The 25,212-nt window shown below is 73.1% G+C and carries 22 protein-coding genes; 13 read left to right on the top strand and 9 right to left on the bottom strand.

Annotation, left to right across the window (positions count from 1 at the left end):
* Window positions 1-74 precede the first annotated feature (74 nt).
* From AB0E67_RS07400 to AB0E67_RS07380, 5 genes are all read left to right on the top strand, one after another.
* Window positions 75-1,256, top strand: coding sequence for an FAD-dependent oxidoreductase (locus AB0E67_RS07400; protein ID WP_362023547.1), 1,182 nt, complete (start codon window positions 75-77; stop codon window positions 1,254-1,256).
* A 101-nt stretch (window positions 1,257-1,357) separates the two neighbouring features.
* Window positions 1,358-1,723: an Rv2175c family DNA-binding protein gene (locus tag AB0E67_RS07395; RefSeq protein ID WP_073788863.1), complete on the top strand. Its 366-nt coding sequence runs from the start codon at window positions 1,358-1,360 to the stop codon at window positions 1,721-1,723.
* A 254-nt stretch (window positions 1,724-1,977) separates the two neighbouring features.
* Window positions 1,978-2,631 (top strand): thiamine phosphate synthase, encoded by a 654-nt coding sequence (gene thiE, locus AB0E67_RS07390; RefSeq protein ID WP_362022196.1) that lies wholly within the window; start codon window positions 1,978-1,980, stop codon window positions 2,629-2,631.
* Between the two features lie 158 nt (window positions 2,632-2,789).
* Window positions 2,790-3,707 (top strand): methylenetetrahydrofolate reductase [NAD(P)H], encoded by a 918-nt coding sequence (gene metF / locus AB0E67_RS07385; RefSeq protein ID WP_362022193.1) that lies wholly within the window; start codon window positions 2,790-2,792, stop codon window positions 3,705-3,707.
* Window positions 3,708-3,756: 49 nt separating this feature from the next.
* Window positions 3,757-4,770 (top strand): hypothetical protein, encoded by a 1,014-nt coding sequence (locus AB0E67_RS07380; RefSeq protein WP_362022190.1) that lies wholly within the window; start codon window positions 3,757-3,759, stop codon window positions 4,768-4,770.
* 48 nt (window positions 4,771-4,818) lie between these two features.
* On the opposite strand, the gene AB0E67_RS07375 is transcribed toward AB0E67_RS07380, so the two are convergent.
* From AB0E67_RS07375 to AB0E67_RS07355, 5 genes are all read right to left on the bottom strand, one after another.
* Window positions 4,819-6,327, bottom strand: a complete 1,509-nt coding sequence (locus AB0E67_RS07375; protein ID WP_362022187.1) for an NAD(P)/FAD-dependent oxidoreductase — start codon at window positions 6,325-6,327, stop codon at window positions 4,819-4,821.
* A gap of 45 nt (window positions 6,328-6,372) precedes the next feature.
* Window positions 6,373-7,008 (bottom strand): DUF4126 domain-containing protein, encoded by a 636-nt coding sequence (locus AB0E67_RS07370; protein WP_362022185.1) that lies wholly within the window; start codon window positions 7,006-7,008, stop codon window positions 6,373-6,375.
* A 362-nt stretch (window positions 7,009-7,370) separates the two neighbouring features.
* Window positions 7,371-7,982 carry a TetR/AcrR family transcriptional regulator gene (locus AB0E67_RS07365; protein WP_073788852.1) on the bottom strand — a complete coding sequence of 204 codons (612 nt, stop codon included), beginning with the start codon at window positions 7,980-7,982 and terminating at the stop codon, window positions 7,371-7,373.
* A 29-nt stretch (window positions 7,983-8,011) separates the two neighbouring features.
* Window positions 8,012-10,105 carry a YhgE/Pip domain-containing protein gene (locus tag AB0E67_RS07360; RefSeq protein ID WP_362022182.1) on the bottom strand — a complete coding sequence of 698 codons (2,094 nt, stop codon included), beginning with the start codon at window positions 10,103-10,105 and terminating at the stop codon, window positions 8,012-8,014.
* Window positions 10,077-10,943, bottom strand: a complete 867-nt coding sequence (locus AB0E67_RS07355) for an ATP-binding cassette domain-containing protein (protein ID WP_362022179.1) — start codon at window positions 10,941-10,943, stop codon at window positions 10,077-10,079. The genes AB0E67_RS07360 and AB0E67_RS07355 overlap by 29 nt, the downstream gene beginning before the upstream one ends.
* 254 nt (window positions 10,944-11,197) lie before the next feature.
* On the opposite strand from AB0E67_RS07355, the gene AB0E67_RS07350 reads away from it, so the two are divergent.
* The 3 genes from AB0E67_RS07350 (at window position 11,198) to AB0E67_RS07340 (ending at window position 13,508) form a co-directional block, all read left to right on the top strand.
* Window positions 11,198-11,725, top strand: coding sequence for an SAV_6107 family HEPN domain-containing protein (locus AB0E67_RS07350; protein ID WP_362022176.1), 528 nt, complete (start codon window positions 11,198-11,200; stop codon window positions 11,723-11,725).
* A 102-nt stretch (window positions 11,726-11,827) separates the two neighbouring features.
* On the top strand, window positions 11,828-12,586 hold the full coding sequence (locus tag AB0E67_RS07345) for a methyltransferase (RefSeq protein WP_362022173.1): 759 nt from the start codon (window positions 11,828-11,830) through the stop codon (window positions 12,584-12,586).
* Window positions 12,587-13,115: 529 nt separating this feature from the next.
* On the top strand, window positions 13,116-13,508 hold the full coding sequence (locus AB0E67_RS07340; protein ID WP_362022170.1) for a DUF3040 domain-containing protein: 393 nt from the start codon (window positions 13,116-13,118) through the stop codon (window positions 13,506-13,508).
* A 289-nt stretch (window positions 13,509-13,797) separates the two neighbouring features.
* Here AB0E67_RS07340 and AB0E67_RS07335 read toward each other — a convergent pair whose 3' ends face one another.
* From AB0E67_RS07335 to AB0E67_RS07320, 4 genes are all read right to left on the bottom strand, one after another.
* Complete coding sequence (locus AB0E67_RS07335; RefSeq protein ID WP_362022167.1) at window positions 13,798-16,209, bottom strand: DUF3488 and transglutaminase-like domain-containing protein; 2,412 nt, start codon at window positions 16,207-16,209, stop codon at window positions 13,798-13,800.
* Window positions 16,206-17,579 (bottom strand): DUF58 domain-containing protein, encoded by a 1,374-nt coding sequence (locus AB0E67_RS07330; protein WP_362022165.1) that lies wholly within the window; start codon window positions 17,577-17,579, stop codon window positions 16,206-16,208. Before AB0E67_RS07330 ends, AB0E67_RS07335 begins: the two co-directional genes overlap by 4 nt.
* Window positions 17,579-18,616, bottom strand: coding sequence for an AAA family ATPase (locus AB0E67_RS07325; RefSeq protein ID WP_362022162.1), 1,038 nt, complete (start codon window positions 18,614-18,616; stop codon window positions 17,579-17,581). Before AB0E67_RS07325 ends, AB0E67_RS07330 begins: the two co-directional genes overlap by 1 nt.
* Window positions 18,617-18,940: 324 nt before the next feature.
* Window positions 18,941-19,504: a carbonic anhydrase gene (locus AB0E67_RS07320; protein ID WP_362022160.1), complete on the bottom strand. Its 564-nt coding sequence runs from the start codon at window positions 19,502-19,504 to the stop codon at window positions 18,941-18,943.
* Between AB0E67_RS07320 and AB0E67_RS07315 the strand changes: the two genes are divergently transcribed.
* The 5 genes from AB0E67_RS07315 (at window position 19,503) to AB0E67_RS07295 (ending at window position 25,212) form a co-directional block, all read left to right on the top strand.
* A complete protein-coding gene (locus AB0E67_RS07315) occupies window positions 19,503-19,667 on the top strand; it encodes a hypothetical protein (protein ID WP_362022157.1) in 165 nt (54 codons plus the stop codon). The genes AB0E67_RS07320 and AB0E67_RS07315 overlap by 2 nt on opposite strands.
* A gap of 225 nt (window positions 19,668-19,892) precedes the next feature.
* Window positions 19,893-20,858, top strand: coding sequence for a 16S rRNA (cytosine(1402)-N(4))-methyltransferase RsmH (rsmH, locus tag AB0E67_RS07310; protein ID WP_351623602.1), 966 nt, complete (start codon window positions 19,893-19,895; stop codon window positions 20,856-20,858).
* Window positions 20,859-20,904: 46 nt separating this feature from the next.
* On the top strand, window positions 20,905-21,480 hold the full coding sequence (locus tag AB0E67_RS07305) for a septum formation initiator family protein (protein WP_362022154.1): 576 nt from the start codon (window positions 20,905-20,907) through the stop codon (window positions 21,478-21,480).
* 4 nt (window positions 21,481-21,484) lie between these two features.
* Entirely contained in the window at window positions 21,485-23,467 is a 1,983-nt protein-coding gene (locus AB0E67_RS07300; protein ID WP_362022152.1) for a penicillin-binding protein 2, read from the top strand.
* 17 nt (window positions 23,468-23,484) lie between these two features.
* Window positions 23,485-25,212 (top strand): UDP-N-acetylmuramoyl-L-alanyl-D-glutamate--2,6-diaminopimelate ligase, encoded by a 1,728-nt coding sequence (locus tag AB0E67_RS07295; RefSeq protein ID WP_362022149.1) that lies wholly within the window; start codon window positions 23,485-23,487, stop codon window positions 25,210-25,212.

The following is a 25,212-nucleotide window of genomic DNA, read 5'->3' as shown; positions in this document are numbered from 1 at the left end:
ATCAGCAGCAGTCGCAGCAGTCGGAGCGCCCGGAACCGGGCGCGGAGCGCCGCGTCGTCGTCGTCGGCGCGGGCATGGCCGGTGTGCAGACGGCCGTGGCCCTGCGGGAACAGGGCTTCACCGGCCCCGTCACGATGATCGGCGCCGAACCCCACCAGCCCTACGACCGGCCCCCGTTGTCGAAGGCGGTGCTGCTCGGCAAGGCCGAGGACTCCGCCTTCGACATCGACTTCGAGGCGCTGGCCATCGAGCTCGCACTCGGCCTCGACGTCACCGGACTGCGGGCCGCGGCGCACGAACTGGACACCCCGTCCGGTCCCGTCCCCTACGACGTGCTGGTGATCGCGACCGGCGCCGAACCGATCGTCCTGCCCGGCACCGAGGGTGTCCCCGGCGTCCACCTGCTGCGCACCCTCGACGACGCGGCCCGGCTGCGGCCCGTCCTCGACGAGCGGCACGACGTGGTGGTCGTCGGCGCGGGCTGGATCGGCGCCGAGTTCGCCACCGCGGCCCGCGCCGCCGGCTGCGCGGTCACCGTCCTGGAGGCCGCCGACCAGCCGCTCGCCGGCGCGCTGCCCGCCGAGGTCGCCGCCCCGATGGCCGCCTGGTACGCCGAGAGCGGCACCGAGCTCCTCACCGGCGCCCGGGTCGACCACGTCGAACCGAGCCGGGTGGTCCTCGCGGACGGCCGCGCGATCCCGGCCGGGGCCGTCGTCGTCGGCATCGGCGCCCGCCCCGCCACCGGCTGGCTGGCCGGCTCGGGCATCGCGCTCGGCCCCGACGGCTCGGTGACCGCCGACGCCGCGCTGCGCACCTCGCTGCCCGACGTGTACGCGGTCGGCGACTGCGCCTCGTTCCCGTCCGCCCGCTACGGCGAACGCCTGCTCGTCCACCACTGGGACAACGCGCTCCAGGGCCCCCGGACCGTGGCCGCCGACATCGTCGCGGCGGCGGGCGGGGACCACCCGGTGCCGCCCGCCTACGACCCCGTCCCGTACTTCTGGTCCGAGCAGTTCGACCGGTTCGTGCAGTACGCGGGCCACCACGCGGGCGCCGACACCCTGTTGTGGCGCGGCGACGCCGCCGGCCCCGCCTGGTCGGTGTGCTGGCTGCGCGACGGCGTCCTGGTGGCGGTCCTCGCCGTGGGCCGCCCCCGCGACCTGGCGCAGGGCCGCAGGCTCATCGAGGCGGGCACCCGCATCGACCCGGCGCGGGCCGCCGATCCCTCCGTGCCCCTGAAGTCGACGGCCCTCTGACACCCGTACTCCGCGGCCGCCGACCCTCCGACGGCGTACCGGCACCGCCCGTACGGTCGGCCCGGCTACCGACTGTCGGTCCGGGATGGCACGCTTGTCCCGTGACCGAGATTGACGCAAAGATCGATGCTCTCGTCCCCGCCTGGCTCCACCTCCCCGACATCGCCGACATGCTCGGTGTCGAGGTGACACGTGTGCGGCAGCTGGTCAAGGAGGGCCAGCTCATCGCCGTACGCCGCGGTGAGAACCGGGCTCTCCAGGTGCCGGCCGCCTTCATCGCCGGCAACAAGGTGGTCAAGGGCCTCTCCGGCACCCTGACCCTCCTGCGGGACGACGGCTTCAACGACGAAGAGATGCTGGAGTGGCTCTTCACCCCCGACCCGACCCTGCCGGGCACCCCCGCCCAGGCACTGAGCGAGAATCGCGGCACGGAGGTGAAGCGCCGCGCCCAGGCGCTCGCCGTCTGAGAGCCTGCCGGGTGACCTTCGATCGGAATACGGACGCGGTAGGGTGCGTGCGATTCCAAGGCGCCGGGATGTCCTCGTAGTGGAACTGCGCGGATATCCCGGCAACGCCTCGCCGGAAGCGTGCGTGCCAGGGCGTGGCCGCCCGGTCAGAGGTCGCCCGACAGGCTCTGAGAGCCCGTCGGGGTGCGGGCCGCACGGCCCGCACCCCGAGCCGCTCCGATCACCGTTCACGCTCTTTCGGGGGGAACCGCACCATGCCCACGCCTCGCGCGCAGCTGTCCGACGCCCGGCTCTACCTGTGCACGGACGCCCGCAGGCGCCAGGGAGACCTCCCGGCCTTCCTCGACGCCGTCCTCGCCGCCGGGGTCGACATCGTCCAGCTGCGCGACAAGGGCATGGAGGCCGCCGAGGAGCTCGAACACCTCGCGGTCCTCGCCGACGCCTGCGCGCGCCACGGCAAGCTCCTCGCGGTGAACGACCGGGCCGACGTCGCCCACGCCATCCGCTCCGACGTGCTCCACCTCGGCCAGGGAGACCTGCCGGTCCCCGCGGCCCGCGCCGTCCTCGGCGACGACGTGCTGATCGGCCGCTCCACCCACGCCCGGTCCGAGGTCGACGCGGCCGTGGCCCAGCCCGGAGTCGACTACTTCTGCACCGGCCCCTGCTGGCCCACCCCGACCAAGCCCGGCCGCCCCGCCCCGGGCCTCGACCTCGTGCGGTACGCGGCCTCGCTCGGCACCCGGCGCCCCTGGTTCGCCATCGGCGGGATCGACGCGGGCAACCTCGACGAGGTGCTGGACGCCGGGGCGCGCCGGGTGGTCGTCGTACGGGCGATCACCGAGGCCGACGATCCCGCGGCGGCCACCGCCGACCTCGTCGGAAGGATCCGGGCCCGCGCGGAGGCGTGACCGCGGCCCCGTGACCGGGCGCGGTCCGGAGACATCGGGGCGCGGTGGGCCGGAGCGTGGACGGCCGAATGTCCGAAGGATGGACAAAGAAACGTTCAATCCGGACATTTAGCGCTGGTCTGGTCCTGCGGTCCGCGCGCTCTGGTTAACCTGCCCGTATGGCCCTTGGCACACCTACCACCAGGACGGATCACGCGCCCACGGTGCGTGAACTCCTCGCGACCGGCAAGCCCTCGTACTCCTTCGAGTTCTGGGCGCCCAAGACCGAGAAGGGCGAACGCAACCTCTGGAACGCCCTGCGCCGCGTCGAGGCGGTGCGGCCGAGTTTCGTCTCCGTGACGTACGGCGCCGGCGGCTCCACCCGGGCAGGGACGGTCAAGGCCACGCAGGAGATCGCCGCCGACACCACCCTCACCCCGGTCGCGCACCTCACCGCGGTCAACCACTCCGTCGCCGAGCTGCGCAACATGGTCGGGCAGTATGCCGGCGCCGGGATCCGGAACATCCTCGCCGTGCGCGGGGACCCGCCCGGCGACCCGATGGGCGAATGGGTCGAGCACCCGCGGGGCGTGCGGTACGCGGCCGATCTGGTCCGGCTCATCAAGGAATCCGGTGATTTCTGTGTCGGGGTCGCGGCATTTCCCGAGATGCACCCGCGTTCGAGCGACTGGGACACCGACATCCGGCATTTCGTGGACAAGTGTCGTGCCGGTGCCGATTATGCGATCACCCAGATGTTCTTCAATCCGGACGATTATGTTCGGATGCGTGACCGGGCAGTCGCTGCGGGTTGCGAAACCCCGATCATTCCCGAGGTCATGCCGCTGACCAGCGTCAAACAGCTCGACCGGTTCGCACAGCTCAGCAACGCCTCTTTCCCTTCGTCGCTGAAAGAACGGATCCTCGCGGTCAAGGACGATCCCGCCGCTGTACGCTCCATTGGTATCGACTTCGCAACGCGGTTCTGCGCGAGGCTGCTTTCCGAAGGCGTGCCCGGACTGCACTTCATCACGCTCAACAACTCGACGGCGACGCTCGAAATCCACGAGAATCTCGGACTGCACAAGCAGTTGTGACCGGCCGTACCCGCCACGACCCGGGCGGTGGCCGTAGGAGGGGGCGGGCATGGGCTGGACGGTCCTCTACATCGCGTTCGGAATCGTCGCGCTGTGGCTGCTCGGCGAGGTGCTCCTGCAGTACAAGGCGCGCCTGCGCTGGCGACTGCTGGCCTTCGCGGGCTTCCTCTGCGTGGTGGTCGGCGTACTGCTGCCGTCCGTCTTCGTGATCGTCGTCGGCGCGATCGCGTTCGCGACCGGTCAGACGTACGTCACGCTGTCCTTCCGGCGCGGCTTCTCCACCGGCTGGGCCATAGGAAGCCCCGGCGAGAGCCGTCGCCGCCGCGGCGGGAGGGGCGGCAAGGGCCGGAGCGGCCGCAGGGCGGCACCCACGCTCGAAGTGTCGGACGTGGAGGCGGCGCAGGACGGGCAGGTGCCCGCGCAGCCGATGGCCGGTGCCTCGCCCGCCGACGTCTACGAGCCGGAGCCGCTGCCCGACGACACGGGGCAGTACGGCGTCTACTCCGATCACTCCCGCGCGGCACGGGGCGGCGGCCTCGACGACCAGGCACAGACGCGGCTGCAGCCGCAGTACGCCGCGTACGACGGCGGCACCGACCCCACCGCGTACCCGGCGCCGGGCCAGGATTCCCCGGCCGGCCACGATACGTTCCCGGCCGGCCCGGCCGCGTTCGCCACCGATCAGGACGTGTTCGCCGCCGGCCACCCGGCGTTCCCGACCGGTCAGGACGCGTTCTCGACCGGTCATGACTCGCTGGGCGGCCAGAACTCCTTCGCCGGGCCGTACGACTACGGCACCGGCGGGCAGCAGCGGTACGCCGCGTACTCCGACCCCTACATCGGAACCGGCACCGCGGGCGGTCCCGTCCCGTACGACGGCTACGACGACCCGTACGCCCAGCAGCAGTACGCGGAGACTCCGCCGGGCGGTGTCTGGGTGCCGCAGCAGCGCGAGGGCGAGCAGTATCCGGCCATGCCCCCGGAGCGGCCCGCCCAGCCCGCCCCGTATCCGAACGGCTACCACAACGGCAACGGCTACGACGGGGAGCAGTACCGCTACTGAGCGCCGGGGCGCCGCCGCCGACGGGCTCGACAGGCGACGTCCCCGGGGTCACTGGGAGCCCCGGAACCCGTCCCCCTCCACGATCAGCCCCGCGACCAGCGCCCCCGACATCCCGGCATGGGCGAGCCCGCCGCCCGGATGCGACCAGCCGCCCGCGAGGTAGAGCCCCGGCAGCCGGGTGCGGTTGCCGGGACGCAGATACGCCCCCTGGGCCCCGGCCAGCGCGGGCCCGGGCACCGAACCGCCCTCCGCGCCCGTGTCGGCCGCCGTCTCGGCCGGGGTGCGCACCTCGGTGTGCAGGATCCGCTCCCGAACGCCGGGCACGACCGCTCCCGCCGCCTCGATCAGGGTGTCGGCGAAGCGCGCGCGGGTCGCCGGATCCGTCCAGTCCACCGTCCCGTGCGGGGCGACCGTCGCCGTCAGCGTCACCGCTTCGTGCGCGTCGTCGGGGCGGGTCGTCGGATCGTCCGGGCGCAGCACCGTCACCGTCGGCCGGTCGGCGACCCGTCCGGCGAACACCGCCTCCTGCTCCGCCGCGCCGTCCGCCGGATGCACCACCGTCCGGTGCGCGGCGTCCGCGGGCCGGGCGCCGCTCAGCGACAGCATGACCAGGAACCGGCCCGGCTCCGCCGCCCGCCCCCGTCCCGGCCCGTCCCCCTCCGTCCGCAGCGCCTCACCGGGCACCAGGCCGGGGCGCGGCCGGACCCCCAGCACCACGTGTTCGGCCTCCGCGACCGTGCCGTCCACGAACTCGACGCCCGCCGCCCGGCCGTCCTTCTCGACCACCCGGGCCGCTTCGCGGCCCAGGGCGAACTCCACCCTCCGGGCCAGGCACCGCTCGTACACCGCCCGCGCCAGGGCCCGGATCCCGCCCTCGACGTACCAGCTGCCGAAGGTCTCCTCCATGTACGGCAGCAGGGCGGCGGCGGCCGGTGCGCGGCGCGGGTCCAGGCCGTACGACAGGGCGTAGCCGTCGAGCAGGGCGGCCAGCCGGGCGTCCGCCAGCTCCCATGCGCCGACCTCCGCCACCGTGCCCGCCTGCCGGGCCGGCCGCAGCAGCCGACGCTGCCGCGGCGCGGGATACGGATCGCGGCCGAGCACCTGCCAGTCGGGGCGCAACGGCTCCTCCAGGAGCGGGCGTCTCGACCGGTCCCAGGCGTCCCGCGCCCGGTCGAGGAACGCGCCCCAGGCCGCGCCCGCTCCGCCCCCGAGCGCGGCGTCCAGCGCGGCGACCACACCGGCTCGCGAGGCGTTCGGCAGCGAGACGGCCGTGCCGTCCGCGAAGACGTGACGGCTCGCCGGGTCGACCTGGGTCATCGTGACGCACCGCTCCAGCGGCTCCTTGCCCGTCTTCACGAACAGGTCGCGGTAGACCGCGGGCAGATGCAGCAGCGTGGGGCCGGTGTCGAAGGCGAAACCGTCATGGACATACCGGCCGACCGAGCCGCCGAAGGTCTCCGACCGCTCGTACACCGTCACCCGGTGCCCTGCCACCGCGAGCCGGGCAGCCGCCGCCATCGCGCCCATCCCGGCGCCGATCACCGCAATTCGTGCCATGCCAGCGACCTTAACCGCCGGCCTCCGGCACCCCGTCCACGGGCCTCACGACCGCTCGTGGACCCGGAACGGTGGTCCGGACGCATACGGCGCGGCCCGGCGCCGCTGCTCGCGCCGCCGGGCCCTGCGACGCAGGAACCGGCTGATGCGGGACGTCAGGAAGATCACGGCCACCAGGCCGAGCAGCAGCAGCGTCGCGGCGATGATCGCGGCCGCCAGCGGATGGAACACGGCGAAGACGACGATCCCCGCCACGCCCAGGTCCTCGGCCGCGCTCAGCGCGATGTTGCTGAACGGCTCGGGGGAGGTGTTGACCGCCATCCTGGTGCCCGCCTTCACCAGATGGCTGACCAGTGCCGTGGAACCACCGATGGCACCGGCCGCGATCTCCGGCAGCGAGCCGCTCTCGCCCGCCAGCAGTGCCGCCACGACCGCCCCGGCGACCGGCCTGACGGCGGTCTGCACCACGTCCCAGGCCGTGTCCACGTACGGGATCTTGTCCGCGACCATCTCGCACAGGAACAGCACACCGGCCACGATCATGACGTCCGTGCGCTGCAGCGCCGCGGGCACCTCGTCGGAGAATCCGGTCACGCCGAAGACGCCGAGCAGCAGGACCACCGCGTAGGCGTTGATCCCGCTCGCCCAGCCGCTCGTGAACACCAGGGGAAGTACGGACACGGACGTGATGGTAGCCAGACGGACCCCGGTCCCGGGCGGGGTTCCGCGCAGGACGTGAGTATCCGTACCTAGACGGTGAGATGAGTAGGTACGCGGATGGGTTCCCTCCCGCGCGGACGGAAGAGTGGAACGCGGACAGGGGAGCGGCGCGCGGCACCGCCGGCACGGGGCGGCGGAACGGGCGCGGCACTCCTTCCGGACCGGGGGACGGGGGAGAATGAAGGAGAGCCCGCGGGCCACGGGAGAACGTGGCCAGGGGGGAAGGCTCTCCGGCAGCGAGGATGACGCCGGTTCGGCGTGGGCCCGGGGGATCGGGTCTCACCGGACCGGCGTCCTCGCGCACCGGCCCGGTGAGGGGCGGATCAGCGCCCGCTGACCCGTCCGCGCAGCAGCAGCGACAGCGCCGAGTGCACGTCGTCGATCGACCGCTCCGGCTGGAACGCCTGCCAGTCCAGGGCCGCCACCAGCACCATGCCGACCAGGGCGGCGGCCGTCAGCGGAATGTCGATCTCCTCGCTGAGCTCACCGCGCTCCACGCCGTCGCGCAGCACCCCCTCGACCACGGTCACCGCCTCCTGACGCACCACCAGGAGGGTCGACTGCCAGGCCCGGTTGGTGCGCCACAGCTCCGCGACGTAGAGCTGGGTGAAGGCCGGGTAGCGGTCGATGAAGACCAGGCCCGCCCTGATCATCGCGTCCAGCGCCTCGACCCGGGTGCCGCCGCGCTCCTTCGTCCCCTCGGCCGCGGAGCGCAGCGACGCGGTGAGCAGCCCGACGCCATGGCGCAGCAGTTCCTCGAAGAGCTCGGTCTTGCTCTTGAAGTTGTAGTAGACCGTGCCCTTGGCGACCCCGGCGCGCTCGGCGATCTCGTCCACCGTGGTGGCCGAGAAACCCTTCTCGGCGATGAGGGTCACAGCCGCCTCGTAGAGCTTCTGCCGGGTGGCTTGGCGGCGCGTGCCGCTGCTGCTTTCCATGCCCTTGATTCTCACAGGTCCCGGCGCGCTCACAGACTCAGCTCCGGATGCAGTCGGTCCAGGGTCCACACCTGCTTGCGGCGCGCGGCGAACGCGGTCAGGGCGAGCGCCCCCGCCGTGAAGGCCAGCAGTACCGCGGAGCCCTGCCAGACCGGGCCGAGCCCGCCGCCCGTGATCAGCCTGCGCAGCCCGTCGACGATGTAACTCATCGGCAGATAGGGGTGGATCGCGTTGAAGAAGCCGGGGCTGGTCTGCACGGGATACGTGCCCCCGGCCGAGGTCAGCTGGAGCATCAGCACGGCCAGCACCAGGATGCGTCCGGCAGCCCCGAACTGGGCGTTGAGCCACTGCACGATCGCGGCGAAGCAGCAGGTCACCAGCGCGAGGAAGCCGATCGTCCCGGCGGCTCTGGTCATCTCCAGCCCAAGTCCCCAGTGCAGTACGGACATCAGGGCGGCGACCTGGAGCAGGCCGATCGCGGCCACCGGCAGCCAGCCCGCGAAGGCGATCCGCCAGGCGGAGGCCCCGGCGGCGAGTGCCCGCCGGTTGAGCGGCTGGATGAGCATGTACGCCACCATCGCGCCGACCCAGAGGGACAGCGGGATGAAGTAGGGCGCGAAGCCGGTGCCGTAATTGGGGGCGGCGTGCAGCGACTTGGAGGCCAGCTGCACCGGGTCGGCCATGACCTGCGAACGCGCCTCGCGGTCCTTCTCGTCGTAGTCGGGGATCCTGCCGACGCCGTCGTTGAGACCCTGGGCGAGGCTGGCGGAGCCGTCGCCGAGCCGGACCAGGCCGCTGTCCAGGTCGGTGGCGCCCTTCTTGAGGTTGCCGACGCCGGTGTCCAGGTCGGCGGAGCCGGTCCTGGCCGAGACGAGACCGGTGTGCAGTTCGCCCGCTCCCTTGGCGACCTTGTGGGCACCGGTGTTGAGCGCGTTGACCTTGGACACGGCGGACTTGAGGTCCTCGTCCAGGCGCGGCGCGCTCTTGGCCAGGTCGTCGGCCTGCCGCTGCAACGTGCTCAGCTGGGACCGCAGCTTCTTCAGGTTCCCGTTCTCGTTCGTCACCAGTGCGTTGACGTCGTCGGCGACCTTCGCGACATCGGCCGCCGCGGTCTTCGCGCGCTCGAGAGGCGGGCAGGCGGAGACGGCGTCGTCGGCGGGCGGTGCTTGCGTGCACGTGGTGCGGTAGACCTCGGCCAGGTCGTCGGAGGCCGTGCGGGCGGAGGTGGCCGCGGCGGGCGCCGCCTCGACCAGCAGGTCGAGGTTGTCCCGTACGGTCTGCGCGGAGTCGGCCACCAGCCGGGCGGTGTCGCCGATCGACTTGCCGTTGTCCTTCAGGAACGGGCGCGCGTGGGACGCCACCGCGTTGACCTTGTCGGCCAGCGCCTGGGTTCCGTTCGCGACCTGCCGGGAGCCGGATTCGAGGTCCCCGGCGCCCTTGTTGAGCTTGATGATCCCGCCGGCCAGGTTGCTGCTGCCGTTCTTGGCGTTCTTCAGCCCGTCGGCGAGATCCTGCGAGCCCTTCTTCGCCTTGCCGATGCCGCCCTTGAGGTCGTCGGCGCCCTTGGCGGCCTTCGCCGTCGCGTCGTGCAGATCGGAGAAGTTGATGAAGATGCGGTCGTAGAAGGTCCGGGAGGCGTTGGTCGACGCGGCGGTGCGCACCTCGGAGAAGACCGAACGGGAGATCTGCCCGACGATGTAGTTGTTGGCGTCGTTCGTGCGCACCTGGAGCGCGCCGGTCTCGGGGGAGTCGCCCGAACTGGAGGCGATCCGCTCGCTGAAGTCCGACGGCATGGTGAGCGAGAGGTAGAACGTGCCGTCCTCCACGCCCTTGTGGGCCTCGGCGGAACTCACCTCGTGCCACTCGAAGGTCTTGGAGTCGAGCAGCTTGCCGGTGATCTCGTCACCGGCCCTGACGTGCTTCCCGCCGACGGTGGCACCCTTGTCGTCGTTGACCAGCGCGACCGGGATCTTGTCGAGGCGGCCGTACGGGTCCCAGAAGGAGCACAGGTACAGGGCGCCGTAGAGCAGCGGCAGGAGCAGCAGCGCGATCAGCGCGGCGACCGGCAGCTTCCCCCGGCCGAAACGCCTCAGCTCAAGCGCGGCAAGTCTCGGCGAACGCATCGGCCGGCCGTCCTTCCTCGGTGGTGGTCCCGTCGGCGGGGGCCTCGTCGGCCGCGGGCCCGTCGGCCGCGGGCCCGTCGGTGGTGATCGTGGCGGCCGGGGTGTCGTCGGCCGCGGTGTCACGTGCGTGCGCCGGTGCGGCCGTGGCGTCGGTCCGTACGACGACGGCGCCCTCGGGCGCCTGGCTGCACACGGCGAGCACGGTGGTGCCGCCGTCGGTGACGGACCGCAGCAGTTCCCAGGCCTGGGCGCGCTCGGCGTCGGAGAGCTTGAGGTCGGTGTCGTCCACCGCGAGCAGCCGGGGGCGGCCGATCAGCGCGAGGGCGATGGACAGCCGCAGCGCCTCCAGCCGTTCCAGATCCCGCACGGAGGTGCGCTCGCCCTTGGGCAGGGTGGCGGGATCGAGCCCGGCGGCGTCCAGCGCCGCGTCGATCCGTCCCCGCGCGGCGGCCACGCGCTCGGCGCGCGGGCGCAGCAGGGCGCGCAGCGAGCCGTCGTAGCGGTGCCGGAGCAGGGCCTGCTCGCGCAGGTGCTCGGCGACGGTGAAGGCCGGGTCGAGTTCGTTGACCCCGGGCACCTGGCCCAGTGCGCTGATACGGCGCACGGCGGCCATCTTGCGGGGCAGACGCAGTCCGCCGATCTTCGCGTGGCCCTCGGTGGGGCGCATCCGGCCGGTGAGCGCGAGCAGCAGGCAGGTGCGGCCGGAGCCGGACGGTCCCTCGATCGCGACCAGCGACCCGGGCCCGGCCTCGATGTCCACGCCCCGGAAGACCCAGCCGCGCGGCCCCTTGAGGCCGAAGTCCCCGGCGGCGACGGCCGCCCCGTGCGGGCTGTCCACAGGCTCTCCCTTGTTTTGAACTGACTAGTCAGTTCAAAAAGATTATCCGGAACTCGGGCCCGAGGCAAAACACGGCCGCGGTGCTCACCGGCGGGCACCCCGCGGTGCCCGCCGGGGTGCCCCCAGCCACCGGGAGGAACAGCAGGTCGACAGGCGGATCGGGCCGATTGTCAGTGGTGCCCGCCACCATGGATGCGTACGGCCACGAAGTCGTTGCACGACGGAAGTCGTCGCACGAGACAGGAGGTTCCGTCATGGCCCACTCCTCCGCTGCGGCCGCGCTCCGGCGCCGCGCGGGCGGCCCTGCCCCCTCGCCGACCGGTCCGGCCGACGACGTCCACCCCGTCCCGCGCCGCACCGCCGCACCCCCGGCCGCCCTCGACCTGCTCGCCCAGGCCCGCGTCGGCCTCGACGAGGCCGCCACCCTCGACGTGCCGAACGAGCGCTATGCGACCGCCCACCTCGCGGCCCTGCGCACCGCCGCCGCGGTGCTCGCCGTCCGGGCCCGCCCGGAGACCTCCCGGCGGCGCCGGGAACGGATCCGCAGCGCCTGGGAGGTTCTGCCCGAAACGGCTCCGGAGCTGACCGAGTGGAGCGCGCTGTTCGCCTCCGGAGCCCGGCGCAGGGCCCGAGCGGAAGCCGGTATACCGGGCGCGGCCAGTCGGCGGGACGCCGATGACCTGCTGCGGGACGCCGAGATGTTCCTGCGACTGGTCGAACGGATGCTGAGGCTCCAGCCGGTCCTCCCGCGGCCCCGGAGGGACCGGCCCGACGCGCGATGACGGCGACGGCGGCGCGAGGCAATAGGGTGGAGAGCACCTGTACCACCTGCACTGTTCACGCTCCGCCGTCACCGGCGGCACCGTGCCGAGGAGTCAACTGCCGTGTCGGACCAGCTGCGCCCCCGCGCCTCCCTCCGTACCGCCGTGGTCTGGGAGGTCCTGAAGGACGCCCTCGACCACCAGGTCAAGGCGACCGGCCGGGACGCACTGGACGTACTGGACACCGGCGGCGGCACAGGCAACTTCGCGGTGCCGGTCGCCCGTCTCGGCCACCGCGTCACCGTCGTCGACCCCAGCCCCAACGCGCTCTTCGCGCTGGAGCGCCGCGCCGCCGAGGCCGGGGTCGCCGACCGCGTCCGCGGGGTCCAGGGCGACATCCACGGCCTGTTCGAGGTGGTCGAGCGCGGCGGCTTCGACACGGTCCTGTGCCACGGGGTCCTGGAGTACGTGGACGACCCCGCCGAGGGCGTCCGCAACGCCGTCGAGGCGCTCCGCCCGTCCGGGGCCCTCAGCCTGCTCGCGGCCGGGCTCGGCGGCGCCGTCCTGGCCAGGGCGCTGGCCGGCCACTTCACCGAGGCGAGGCAGGCGCTCACCGATCCGGCGGGCCGCTGGGGCGCGGGGGACCCGGTACCCCGGCGTTACACCGCCGAGCAGCTCACCGAGCTGGTCTCCGCGGCGGACGTGGAGGTCGGGGCCGTACACGGCGTACGGGTCTTCGCCGACCTGGTGCCCGGCGTCCTGGTGGACACCGAGCCCGGTGCCATGGACGCGCTGCTCAGGCTGGAGGCGGCCGCCGCCGAGCTGCCCGCGTTCCACTCGGTGGCGACGCAGCTGCACGTCCTGGGCACGAAGCGCGCCTGAGCACCACGGGGCCCGTTCCTTCGAACCGCCGTCGTTCGCCCGGCGGCCGGGCCGCGCGGCGTCCGGTGCTTCCCCGGGTTCTCGGCTCCGCTCGAACAGGGGAGACCCCATTGATCTCGGGGCGGGGGACCGCCCTCGTACTGGACGTACAAGGACGATTCCGGCAACGCGGCGCGTGCGCGTGGCCAGGCGTCGTGCGACCGCCACCGGTTCGAGGACACGGCCCGCCGGGTGACCGCAACCCGGCCGCACGGCGGTGGTCGGCCGCCGCGCGGCTGATCAGGGACGCAGCCGCAGACGGAGTACGTCCCGAGACGCCCGATCGGGGGCCGCGCCCCGTATGATCGGAGGACAGCATCCGGCATGACGGATCGGAGGTCGGGGAATCTACGCCTCAACAGCCGATCCTTCGTGGCGGCCCGGACTGGCTGTGTGGCAAAGAGGGCGGGTTTCACGGGGGCGATTCCCTGCCTATCCTGGAAGGGCCGCAGACCGGCCGCCCCCCGCGGCCGACGACGAGGAGGACTCCGTGCCGCTCTCGGAGCACGAGCAGCGAATGCTCGAGCAGATGGAGCGAGCGCTGTACGCCGAAGATCCCAAGTTCGCGACAGCGCTCGAGGGAAGCGGGCTGCGTACGTACACCCGGCGACGGGTCTACCAGGCGGTCGCAGGCTTCCTTGTGGGTATCGCGCTCCTCATGGCCGGAATGGTCGCCCAGCAGATCTGGATCGGCGTGGTGGGATTCCTCGTCATGCTGGGTTGCGCGGTCCTCGCGGTCACTGGTTGGCGCAAGGCGCCCAAGCCGGGGGAGCATCCGGCGGCCGACGTCGGCGGTGCGAACCGTCGGCCCAAGCAGCGTCGAACGGTGATGGACCGGATCGAGCAGCGGTGGCAGCGCCGCCGCGACGAACAGGGCCGCTGACGAACAGGGCCGCTGGGGGCGCTGTCGGGGACGCCGTCCTCGAACCGCCGTCCGGCCGGGCGAGCACACAGGCATCCCGAGGCCCGAAGCACGCTTGAGCGAGGGGCGACCGCTACACCGCGGTCGCCCCTCGTCCGTGCTCGGACCCGTCTTAGCACCGCCGCCCTTCGGCCGGAGGCCGGGCCGTGCATGCCAGGCTTCGTACGGCAGGCGGCGGCGCGAGGACAGGCCCTCGCACCGCCGCCTGCCGACGTGGACGCCGTCGCCGGGGACCGCGTTCCCGCAGACGTCATCCCCACCGGCGGGACGGCCCGCGCAGCCGACCCGTCCACCGGATCCGGCCCCACCGCGCCGCCCACCCCTCGCCGAACACCGTCCAGCGCTCCGACGCGGCACGGGCCACCCGAGCGGTCGAGCGCGGCGCGACGAGGGCGCGGACTCGCGTCCTCCACCCGGCCGATTCCCACAGCCCGGCCCGTACCGCCTCCACGTCCTCGGCGAGTCCCGTGCCGGGCCGGGGCTCCGGGGCGTAGAGCACCTGCTCCACCGCACCCGCGACCCGGTGCACCGCGGCGGACGCGTCGGGGCCGAGCCGCCCCAGCCGCACCAGCCGGTCGGCCGCCTTGCGCGGCGTCAGGGAGTCGTCGGGCCCGATCCCGTGGTCCCAAGCCGTGTCGATGACCTCCCGCCAGGCCGCCAGCGTCCTGGCCGTCGTGTCCCCCGGGGTACGTCCCGCCGGGAGACCCAGCCGCCGTCTGCGCACACGGAGCCGCCAGATCAGGGGGAGCAGCGGCAGCGCCAGGATCACCAGGGCGATCGCGGCCAGGCCGAGAACGGTGCCCGGCTGTGTCCCCGAGTCCGTCGGAACCGCCGTGCCCGGCGCCGCCGAGCTGCCGCACTCGCCCTGCTTGCGCATGGGGGCCGGGCAGTCGTCCGCGACGGACGGTTCGGCGCTCGGGACCGCCGAGGGTCCGCTCTCCGGCACGGCGGGGGCGGGCGTCTCACCGCTCGGGGCGTCCGGCAGCGTGTAGGACGGGGCGGTGCCCCGTGTGGGGGTGGGCTCGAAGCGCGTCCACCCGATGCCCTCGAAGTACAGCTCCGGCCAGGCATGAGCGTCGCGCAGCCCCACCGACATCGAACCGTCCGGCTGCGGGGTGCCGGGAGTGAAGCCCACCGCGACCCGCGCCGGAATTCCCAGCGTCCGGGCCATCGCGGCCATCGTGAACGAGAAGTGGACGCAAAAACCCTGCTTCTCCTTCAGGAACCGGGCGATCGCGGCGCTCCCGGTGCCCGAGTCGACGGAGGTGTCGTAGGCGAAACCGCCGTCCGAGGCGAAGAAGTCCTGAAGCTTCACCGCGCGCTCGTAGTCGTTGCCGGCGCCCTTGGTCACCTCGGCCGCGGTCTCGCGGACCACCTTCGGCAGCGACCGCGGGACGCGGGTGTACTCCTGCCGCAGGGCGGACGGCACGGCGCCCGCCGTGGCGAGCTGGTCGGCCGTCGGCCGGACCACCAGGCTGGAGACCCGGTACTGCGCGCCGCCCGTCGTCTCCCCGCCGTCGCCGACGAGGGTCCGCCCCGCCGGTTCGTACCGCCACTTCCCGTCGATCCCGACCTCGGTCGCGGGGTAGGGGAGCGGCAGATAGGTCTGCCGGTAGGAAGGGGCGGCGGAGATGCTCGACCTGACCTCGGTGACCGTGACGTCCGGGCCGAGACCCTCCGGGGTCGGGAGCCGCTTCGGCACGTCCCGCAGCCGGCGCGTGGAGGGGCGCCACTCGCTCCCGTCGAACGTGTCCAGGGCCAGGATCCGCAGATAGAAGTCCTGCGGGTTGCGGGAATCGGTGCGGTAGGAGATCACCTGCCGGTTGTCCGCCTGCGTCAGATTGTCCTGCATGGACACCAGGGGATTCACCGCGGAGATCGTGCCGCCGCCCTTGCCCTCCCCGGACCGCGCGTCGGCCAGCAGACCGCCGTCGAGCGCGGGCAGCGCCGCCGGGACCAGCAGGGAGATGCCCAGCGCCAGCACGCCGATGCGGCGCCCGGTACGGACCGGGGCCGTCGGCCGGCCGCCGGAGAGGACGCCGCCCGCACCGCCCCGGGCCCCGGCGCCGCCACTGAAGACCCGCCCCCACTGGGAGAGCCGGTCCCGGCCCTCGGCCAGCAGGAGCAGCAGATAGCCACCGGCCGCCAGCAGGAACCAGAGCCAGTCCGCCCCGCCCTCGGACAGCCCCGCCGCGACCGAGAACAGCGCGAGGAGCGGCAGACCGGCCGGTGCCGCGCTGCGGAACGTCACGGCGAGCGCGTCCACCAGCAGACCGACCAGCAGCACGCCGCCGATCAGCATCAGCCGGATGCCGTCCGTCGCCGGTGCGGGCGTGGCGTACCGCCCGACGTCCTCCGCGCCCGACACCAGCAGATGCGCCAGCCGCTGAACCGCCTCCGGGCCCGGCAGGACTCCGGCCACCGCCTGCTCCCTGGCGAACACCAGTGTCAGCAGGACCAGCGCGACCAGCGCCTGCGCGACGACGACCAGCGTCCGGGGCACCGGCGCCCGACGGATCAGCGCCCCCGCCCCGGCCTGCATCGCCAGCAGGATCGCAGCCGGCAGGATCCACACCGCCGGCTCGACCAGCGGCAGCATCGAGCACGCCGCCATCAGCGTCGCCGCGACGGCGCACAGCGTCAGCCGACCACGACCGCTCATGACCACCCCCCGGAGAAACCCGTCGTGCCGACGGCAGCGGGCCCGTCCGCCGCCCCGGCCTGTCCCGCCCGCCGCCAGTGATCGGCGAGACCGGCCCCCCGCCCCACCGGGACCGCCGTCCATCCCGATTCGCGCAGCAGCCGCAACCGCCGCTCGAACGCCTCCCGCGTCCCCGCGGCCGGGACGTCGTCCGTCTCCCATTCCGCGCCGTCCAGCACGAACGCCACGGCACCCGCGCTGCGCCGCCGCATCCGGGCCACCTCCGCCGCACGCTCCTCGTCCAGGTCCCCGAGGAACGCGATGAGCAGCCCGTCCCCGGCACGCAGCATGTCGTACGCGCGCGACAGACCGGTTCCGTCGGAGTGGTCGATCACCGCCAGAACGTCCAGCATCAGGCTCGCCGACTCGGCGGACTCGTGCGCCGACCCCGCGAGACCACCCGCCGCCGCAGCCGGGACGGCGTTCCCGCCGTCCGTCAGCAACCGGACGGAGAAGCCCCGTTCCAGCATGTGCACCAGAGCGGAAGCAGCCCCGGACACCGCCCACTCGAAGGCGGAATCCGGCCCGGCCCCCCGGTACGCGGTCCGCCGGGTGTCCAGCAGCACCGTGCACTGCGGACGCTGCGGCTGCTCCTCGCGCCGCACCATCAGCTCCCCGTGGCGCGCGGTCGAGCGCCAGTGCACCCGGCGCAGGTCGTCGCCGTGCCGGTAGCCGCGCGGGATGACGTCGTCGTCGCCGGCGAGGGCGGGCGACCGCTGCCGCCCCTCGCCGTACCCCGGGGCCCCGTCCGCCAGCCGCACCGGCGGCAGCGGCTCGGTCCGCGGTACGACGACGAGCGTGTCGTACGCGCTGAAGGAGCGGGTGAGCTCGCACATGCCGAACGGGTCGCTCAGCCGCAGCTGCAGCGGCCCCAGCGGATAGCGGCCCCGCAGATCCGACCGCACCCGGTAGGACACCTCGCGCCGCCCGCCCGGCTCCATCCGGTCCAGCACGAACCGGGGCCTGGGCCCGAGCACGTAGGGCACCCGGTCCTGGAGCATCAGCAGCCCGGTCGGCAGCCGCGACACGTTCTCCATCCGCAGATGGACCCGTGCCTCCGTGCCCGCGGGGACCCGGGACGGCGCGAGCCGGCGGGTGCCCGCGACCCGGTGACGCGTGCGGACGAGCACCACCACGCAGACCAGCGGCAGCGCGGTGAGCAGCAGCCCGACCCGCAGCAGATCCGCCTGGCCCAGCACGTACGCGCAGACCACCGCGGCGACACCGGCCGCGAGGAAGGACCGCCCGCGCGTGGTCAGCCCGCTCAGAGCGGCCCGAAGACCGCCCCCGCCGTCGCCGTCGTCCCTGGGGTCCGGCCCCCCGGCGGCCATCACACCCGCCGCGCGCCGGGCCGCGTCCGGTCGTACCCCGGACGGCCCGGTGCGGGCATCCGGACGCCGCCGTCGGCGGACGGCACCGGTGTCCGCCCGAGGATCTCCAGCACCACCTCCTCGGCGGTGCGGCGGTTCAGCTGGGCCTGCGCCGTCGGCAGCAGCCGGTGCGCGAGCACCGCGACCGCCAGCGCCTGCACGTCGTCCGGCAGGCAGTAGTCGCGGCCGGCCAGAGCCGCCGAGGCCCTCGCCGCGCGCAGCAGGTGCAGGGTGGCCCGCGGCGACGCGCCGAGCCTGAGGTCGGGATGGCCGCGCGTGGCCCCGACCAGCTCCACGGCGTACCGCCGCACGGGGTCGGCCACATGGACGGTCCGTACCGCCTCGATCAGTTTCGCGATCTCATGGGCGTGCGCCACCGGCCGCAGATCGTCGAGCGGCGAGAGCTCGCCGTGCACGTCGAGCATCCGGAGCTCCGCCTCCGCGCTCGGGTAGCCCATCGACACCCGTGCCATGAACCGGTCGCGCTGGGCCTCGGGCAGCGGGTAGGTGCCCTCCATCTCCATCGGGTTCTGGGTGGCCACCACCATGAACGGGTCGGGCAGCTCGTACGTGTGCCCGTCGATGGTGACCTGACGCTCCTCCATCGACTCCAGCAGGGCCGACTGCGTCTTCGGCGAGGCGCGGTTGATCTCGTCGCCGATCACGATCTGCGCGAAGATCGCGCCCGGCTTGAACTCGAAGTCCCGCCGCTGCTGGTCGAAGACGGACACGCCGGTGATGTCCGAGGGCAGCAGGTCCGGTGTGAACTGGATGCGCCGCACCGAGCAGTCGACGGACCGGGCCAGCGCCTTGGCCAGCATCGTCTTGCCGACCCCGGGCACGTCCTCGATGAGGAGGTGCCCCTCCGCGAGCAGCACGGTCAGCGAGAGCCGCACGACCTCGGGCTTGCCCTCGATCACGCTCTCCACCGACCTGCGGACCCGCTCCGTGATCGCGGTCAGATCTGTGAGGCTCGCTCGATCGTCATAGGTCGTCACCCGGCCCTCCTCGGCCCTGTCCCACGCTCACCAGGAGCAGAGGGGATACCCCATTCACGGACCGGATGCGCGCGCGGCGGTCCGGCCCACCCCGAAACACGGACACCTCACCGGAGGCGTCCGGCGAGATGTCACACGCGCATTCTTGTGCCGTTATCGCTTCGTGTCACTCGCCTGTGGACAACTCGGGGCGGTATGTCGGGTTCGATGGGTTTCGTCGGGATCCGCAGGGGCCGTCCGAGGGGACGGGAGGCCGTCCGGACGTCCAAGACGGCAAGGAGGCGGTCCTGCCGGCAAGGAGGCGGTCCTTGTGGTCGGGGGCGGTCAGGCGACGGGGAGCACCTCGCGCAGCAGGCCGGTCGTCACGTCGAAGACGAAACCGCGGACGTCGTCCGTGTGCAGAAGGAACGGCGAGGTGCGCACGCGCTGCATCGACTGCCGCACGTCCTGATCGGCGTCCTTGTACGCCTCCACCGCCCAGACCGGACGCTGTCCGACCTCCGCCTCCAGTTCCTGGCGGAATTCCTCGGTGATCGATTCCAGACCGCAATTCGTGTGGTGGATCAGGACGATGCTGCGGGTGCCGAGCGCCCGCTGGCTGATGGTCAGCGAACGGATGACGTCGTCGGTGACCACACCGCCCGCGTTGCGAATGGTGTGGCAGTCGCCGAGGGCGAGACCGAGCGCGTCGTGCAGGTCGAGCCGGGCGTCCATGCACGCGACCACGGCGACGTGCAGGACCGGCTTGGCGTCCATGCCCGGGTCCTCGAAATCTGCGGCGTACCGGACGTTCGCCTCGACCAGGCGGTCGGTGACCGTGTCCCCGGTGCGGTCCGGGGCGGCAACGGGTGCGGAGGGCCCGGCGGGGGAGTGCGCGGAAGTCGACATGGCTACGACGTTATCTCCCGCGCCCGGTCGCGTCGTGCTGTGGAAGGGGACAAAGAACGTCAACGACTTCTGTTGTGAGGTAACCCACAAGTCTCACAACAGTTCATTCCTGCGGGTGAAGGACCAGGTGGACGAGGGGCCCGGCGACGCGCTGTCCGGCTGATTGATCGGGAATCGATCGAATGGCAGGGTGGACTAAAGTGACCGGAAGTCACGACACCCCGCACATTCCGTGGAATTCCCCCGTGTGCCGCGTACGTACGGTCCGGCCCTCTCCCGCTCGACGGTCGCCCGGTGCCCCTTCCCCGGCGCCGGACGGCCTCCCCTTCTGAGCGGGCGGGGACCCGCCCGTACGTCCGCCGCACCGGACCTGAGCCTGAGAGGGCGCATGAGCCAGACCCGACACGTCCCGGTGATGCTCCAGCGGTGCCTGGACCTGTTGGCCCCTGCTCTGGAGGCGCCGGAGCCGCAGCATCCCGTGGTCGTCGACTGCACCCTCGGCCTCGGCGGGCACAGCGAGGCGCTGCTCTCGGCGTTCCCCTCGGCGCGGCTGATCGCCCTCGACCGGGACAAGGAGGCGCTGCGGCTCTCCGGCGAACGGCTCGCCCCGTACGGCGACCGGGCCACCCTGGTGCACGCGGTCTACGACGAACTGCCCGAGGTGCTCGCCAGGCTCGGCGTCCCGAAGGTCCAGGGCGTCCTGTTCGACCTCGGCGTCTCCTCCATGCAGCTGGACGAGGCCGACCGCGGCTTCGCCTACGCCCAGGACGCCCCGCTCGACATGCGCATGGACCAGACCACGGGCGTCAGCGCCGCCGAGGTCCTCAACACCTACCCCCCGGGCGAACTGGTCCGGATCCTGCGCGCGTACGGCGAGGAGAAGCAGGCCAAGCGGATCGTCTCGGCGATCGTGCGCGAGCGCGAGAAGGAGCCGTTCAGCAACAGCGCCCGGCTCGTCGAGCTGATCCGTGACGCTCTGCCGCAGGCCGCCAAGCGCACCGGGGGCAACCCCGCCAAGCGCACGTTCCAGGCGCTGCGCATCGAGGTCAACGGCGAGCTCGCCGTCCTGGAACGGGCCATTCCGGCCGCGGTGCGGAGCCTCGCGGTCGGCGGACGCATCGCCGTCCTCTCGTACCACTCGCTGGAGGACAGGCTGGTCAAGCAGGTCTTCGCGGCGGGCGCCGCCACCACGGCACCGCCCGGACTGCCCGTCGTGCCCGAGCGCTACCAGCCCCGGCTGAAGCTGCTGACGCGCGGCGCGGAGCTGCCCACGGAGGAGGAGGTCGCCGAGAACCGGCGCGCCGCCCCCGCCCGGCTGCGCGGCGCCGAGCGGATCCGCGAGGACGAGCGATGAGCACCCGTCCGGGGGTCCCGACAGCGACGACGAGCGGGGCGGGGCGGTGAGCGGACCGGCCCGGCAGGCGAGGGGGCGGGCCGCGCGGCTCGCCCGGCTGATGCCGTCCGGTCCCAGCACCGCGGCCCGTACCCCCTTCGTCCTGCTCGTCGTCCTGCTCCTCGGCGGTGGTCTGATCGCGCTCCTGATGCTCAACTCGGCCATCAACGAAGGATCGTTCAAGCTGAGCGAGCTGAAGAAGCGGACCACCGAGCTGACCGACGAGGAGCAGGCCCTCCAGCACGACGTCGACGGCCTCTCCAGGCCGGACGCGCTGGAGCGGCGGGCCCGCGAACTGGGCATGGTGCCCGGTGGCAGCCCCGCCTTCCTCGGCCCGAACGGCAAGGTGCAGGGCGTACCCGACGAGGCCACCGCCGAACCGGCCCCCGAGCCCACCACCGCACCGCCGCGCAAGCCCGTCCCGCCCGCCTCCGGAACGGCGACCGCGACCGTGCGGGCCACCGATCCGGTACCGCCCTCGCCCGCCCCCTCGGCGACGACCGTTCCCACGGGCGCCGCCCCGAACCCCTCCGCCGGGCCGAGCACCCCGGCGGACCAGCCCTCGACGAGCCCCGGCAGGTGACGCAGTGCCGCCCAAGGAACCACCGCGCCGCCGGGTCCCCGGCCCCGCACGCCCGCGCGGCTCCGCGGGGGGCAAGGGTCGCCCCCGGCCCGCCCCCCGCAGGTCCGCGCCCCCTGCGTCCCGCTCCCGCGCGCCCCGCGACCGACCCGCGCGCCGCCTGCGGCTCGGCAGTCCGCGCCCCCGCCTCCGCCTGGTCGGTTTCACCCTGACGCTCGTCATGCTGGTGTTCGTGGTCCGGCTCCTCCAGGTCCAGGCCGTCGACGCCAACGCGTACGCGGCCAAGGCCGAGGTGAACCGCTACTTCAAGCACACCGTCGCCGCCGAACGCGGCCAGATCACCGACCGCCGCGGCGTCGCGCTGGCCACCAGCGTCGACGCGTACGACATCACCGCGGACCCGTCGATGTTCACGCCCGAGTTCAGCAAGATCCCCGACGCGCCCCGGCAGGCGGCCGAACTCCTCGCCCCGATCCTCGGCGCCGACGCCACCGAGCTGACCGCCAAGCTGACGGGCAAGGGCCGCTACGCCGTCCTTGCCCGCCGGCAGACCCCGCAGGTCTGGAACCAGATCAGGGACCTCAAGTCCGTCTTCGCCGAGAAGGCGGCCAAGGACAAGGCGGCGGGCGGCCCCGGGGGCAATGTACTGGCGGGCGTCTTCCAGGAGGCCACCACCAAGCGGGTCTATCCCAACGGGGGACTCGCCGCCGGGATACTGGGCTACGTCAACGCCGAGGGCAAGGGCGCGGGCGGCCTGGAGGCGCAGCTGAACAAGCAGCTCGCGGGTGAGGACGGCACGATCAGCTACGCCCAGTCCGGCGGCCGGAGGGTGCCCACCGCGGGTACCAAGGAGGTCCCGGCCGTGCCCGGCTCCGACATCGAGCTGACCATCGACCGCGACATCCAGTGGGCCGCCCAGCAGGCCATCACCGCCCAGGTGAAGAAGTCCAAGGCGGACCGCGGCTACGTGGTCGTGCAGAACACCAGGACCGGAGAGGTCCTCGCCATGGCCAACGCGCCCGGCTTCGACCCCAACGACCTCTCGAAGGCCGATGCGGCGTCCCTGGGCAACGCGGCGCTCCAGGACGCCTACGAACCCGGCTCCACCAGCAAGGTCATGTCCATGGCCGCCGTGCTGGAGGAGGGTGTCGCCACCCCCGGCACCCACGTCACCGTCCCGAACCGGCTGCACCGCGGCGACCGGCTCTTCAAGGACGACATCGACCACGCCACCTGGTACCTGACGCTCAACGGCGTACTCGCCAAGTCCAGCAACATCGGCACCATCCTGGCCACCGGCGAACTCGGCGAGACGCAGGCCGAGGCCAACCGGGTCCTCTACTCCTACCTGCGCAAGTTCGGGATCGGCTCGCCGACCGGACTCGGCTACCCGGGCGAGACCCCCGGCATCCTCGCCAAGCCCGGGGACTGGTCGACCTCGCAGCAGTACACGATCCCGTTCGGCCAGGGCCTCTCGGTCAACGCGATGCAGGCCGCCTCCATCTACTCGACGATCGCGAACGGCGGCGTCCGCATCGCCCCCACGCTGGTACGCGGCACCAAGGGCCCCGACGGGCGCTTCGAGTCCGCGCCCGAGCCGAAGAAGACCCGGGTGGTCGGCGAGAAGACAGCCAAGACGCTCGCCGCCATGCTGGAGTCGGTGGTCGGCGACGAGGAGGGCACCGGGACGAAGGCGAAGATCCCCGGCTACCGGGTGGCGGGCAAGACCGGTACGGCCAACCGGGTCGATCCCGTACGCGGCGGCTACCGCGGCTACACCGCGTCCTTCGCGGGCTTCGCACCGGCCGACGACCCGCAGGTCACCGTCTACTGCGCGATCCAGAACCCCACCAGGGGCAGCTACTTCGGCGGCCAGATCTGCGGGCCGATCTACAAGGAGGTCATGGAGTTCGCGCTGAAGACCCTCCAGACCCCGCCGTCCGGCCGGCCGCCGGCCAGGCTGCCGGTGTCCTTCGATCCCGGCCAGTGAACACGGGGAACCGATCAGTGACGACCATCACCCCCGATCCCGGGAACCGGAACGGGAACCACCGGGACCCCGGCCCCTCACTTCGCGAGAGGCCGGGTGAGCCCGGTACGCTCACCGCCGTGCCCCACGCTGATCAGTTCCAAACCACCCAGAAGGCCGCCCCCGTGAACCAGCCGGGAGCGCCCCGCCCGGATCGGCTCAGGCCGACGCCGCTCGGTGAGCTGGCAGCCCGGCTGGGAGTCGAGCCGCCGGGGACCGCCGAGGTCACCGGCATCACCCACGACTCCCGGGCGGTCCGCCCCGGCGACGTCTACGCCGCTCTGCCGGGTGCCCGCTTCCACGGCGCCGACTTCGCCGCCCAGGCGGCCGGCCTCGGAGCCGCGGCGGTCCTCACCGACCCGGCCGGAGCCGAGCGCGCCGCCGCCACCGGACTGCCGGTCCTGGTCACCGAGGACCCGCGCGCCCGTATGGGCGAACTCGCCGCCGAGATCTACGGACGTCCCGGCGAGGACCTCCTGCGGATCGGCATCACCGGAACCTCCGGAAAGACCACCACCGCGTACCTCGTCGAGGGCGGCCTGCGCGCCGCCGGCCGGGCCACCGGACTGATCGGCACGGTGGAGACGCGGATCGGCGACGAACGCATCAAGTCCGAGCGCACCACCCCCGAGGCCACCGACCTCCAGGCGCTGCTCGCCGTGATGCGCGAGCGCGGGGTCGACGCGGTGACCATGGAGGTCTCCAGCCACGCGCTGGTCCTCGGCCGGGTCGACGGATGCGTCTTCGACGTTGCGGTCTTCAACAACCTCAGCCCGGAGCACATGGAGTTCCACTCCGGGATGGAGGACTACTTCCAGGCCAAGGCGCAGCTCTTCACCCCGCGCCGCAGCCGGCAGGGCATCGTCAACTTCGATGACGCCTACGGCCGCAGGCTGGTCGCCGAGGCGTCGGTCCCGGTCGTCACCTTCTCCGCCGAGGGCCACCCGGACGCCGACTGGCGTGCCGAGGACGTCGAGGTGGGCCCGCTGGGCTCCACGTTCACCGTCGTCGGCCCCAAGGACGAGCGGATCGCCGCCAGGGCTCCGCTGCCCGGCCCGTTCAACGTGGCCAACGCCCTCGCCGCCGTCGTCACGCTCGCCGTCGCGGGCCTCGACCCGCAGACCGCGGCCGACGGCGTCGCCGCCGTCCCCGGCGTCCCCGGGCGGCTGGAGCGCGTCGACGCCGGGCAGGACTACCTCGCCGTCGTCGACTACGCGCACAAGACCGACGCCGTCGAGTCCGTGCTCCGTTCGCTGCGCAAGGTCACCCGGGGCAGGCTGCACGTCGTCCTCGGCTGCGGCGGCGACCGCGACACCACCAAGCGCGGCCCGATGGGCGCAGCCGCGGCCCGGCTCGCCGACACCGCCGTACTGACTTCGGACAACCCCCGTTCCGAGGACCCGCTCGGAATCCTCGCCGCCATGCTCGCGGGCGCCGCCGAGGTGCCCGTCCACGAGCGGGGCGACGTCCTGGTCGACGCCGACCGGGCCGCCGCCATCGCCGCCGCGGTCGCCCGAGCCGAGCCCGGTGACACCGTGCTGGTCGCCGGCAAGGGCCACGAGCAGGGGCAGGACATCCATGGCGTGGTACGCCCCTTCGACGACCGCGTGGTCCTGCGCGCGGCCATCGAACGCTCCCTGGGACACGGCGGCACCTCCGGGACCGCCGACCGCGCCCACACCCACGAGAACAACAGTCAGGGATGA

The sequence above is a fragment of the Streptomyces sp. NPDC032161 genome (genome assembly GCF_040636995.1).
Classification (GTDB): Bacteria; Actinomycetota; Actinomycetes; order Streptomycetales; family Streptomycetaceae; genus Streptomyces.
The sequence above is the reverse complement of the archived record's forward strand: the minus strand, read 5'-3'. Positions and strand labels throughout refer to the sequence as shown.

Excerpts from the sequence above, each read along its gene's own strand:
- thiE (WP_362022196.1), top strand. The coding sequence starts at position 1,978 with ATGCCCACGCCTCGCGCGCAGCTGTCCGACGCCCGGCTCTACCTGTGC.
- AB0E67_RS07400 (WP_362023547.1), top strand. The coding sequence starts at position 75 with ATGGCCGGTGTGCAGACGGCCGTGGCCCTGCGGGAACAGGGCTTCACC.
- AB0E67_RS07315 (WP_362022157.1), top strand. The coding sequence starts at position 19,503 with ATGGCTACGACGTTATCTCCCGCGCCCGGTCGCGTCGTGCTGTGGAAG.
- rsmH (WP_351623602.1), top strand. The coding sequence starts at position 19,893 with ATGAGCCAGACCCGACACGTCCCGGTGATGCTCCAGCGGTGCCTGGAC.
- AB0E67_RS07330 (WP_362022165.1), bottom strand. The coding sequence starts at position 17,579 with ATGGCCGCCGGGGGGCCGGACCCCAGGGACGACGGCGACGGCGGGGGC.
- AB0E67_RS07360 (WP_362022182.1), bottom strand. The coding sequence starts at position 10,105 with ATGCGTTCGCCGAGACTTGCCGCGCTTGAGCTGAGGCGTTTCGGCCGG.
- AB0E67_RS07320 (WP_362022160.1), bottom strand. The coding sequence starts at position 19,504 with ATGTCGACTTCCGCGCACTCCCCCGCCGGGCCCTCCGCACCCGTTGCC.
- AB0E67_RS07365 (WP_073788852.1), bottom strand. The coding sequence starts at position 7,982 with ATGGAAAGCAGCAGCGGCACGCGCCGCCAAGCCACCCGGCAGAAGCTC.
- AB0E67_RS07375 (WP_362022187.1), bottom strand. The coding sequence starts at position 6,327 with ATGGCACGAATTGCGGTGATCGGCGCCGGGATGGGCGCGATGGCGGCG.
- AB0E67_RS07380 (WP_362022190.1), top strand. The coding sequence starts at position 3,757 with ATGGGCTGGACGGTCCTCTACATCGCGTTCGGAATCGTCGCGCTGTGG.
- metF (WP_362022193.1), top strand. The coding sequence starts at position 2,790 with ATGGCCCTTGGCACACCTACCACCAGGACGGATCACGCGCCCACGGTG.
- AB0E67_RS07350 (WP_362022176.1), top strand. The coding sequence starts at position 11,198 with ATGGCCCACTCCTCCGCTGCGGCCGCGCTCCGGCGCCGCGCGGGCGGC.
- AB0E67_RS07335 (WP_362022167.1), bottom strand. The coding sequence starts at position 16,209 with ATGAGCGGTCGTGGTCGGCTGACGCTGTGCGCCGTCGCGGCGACGCTG.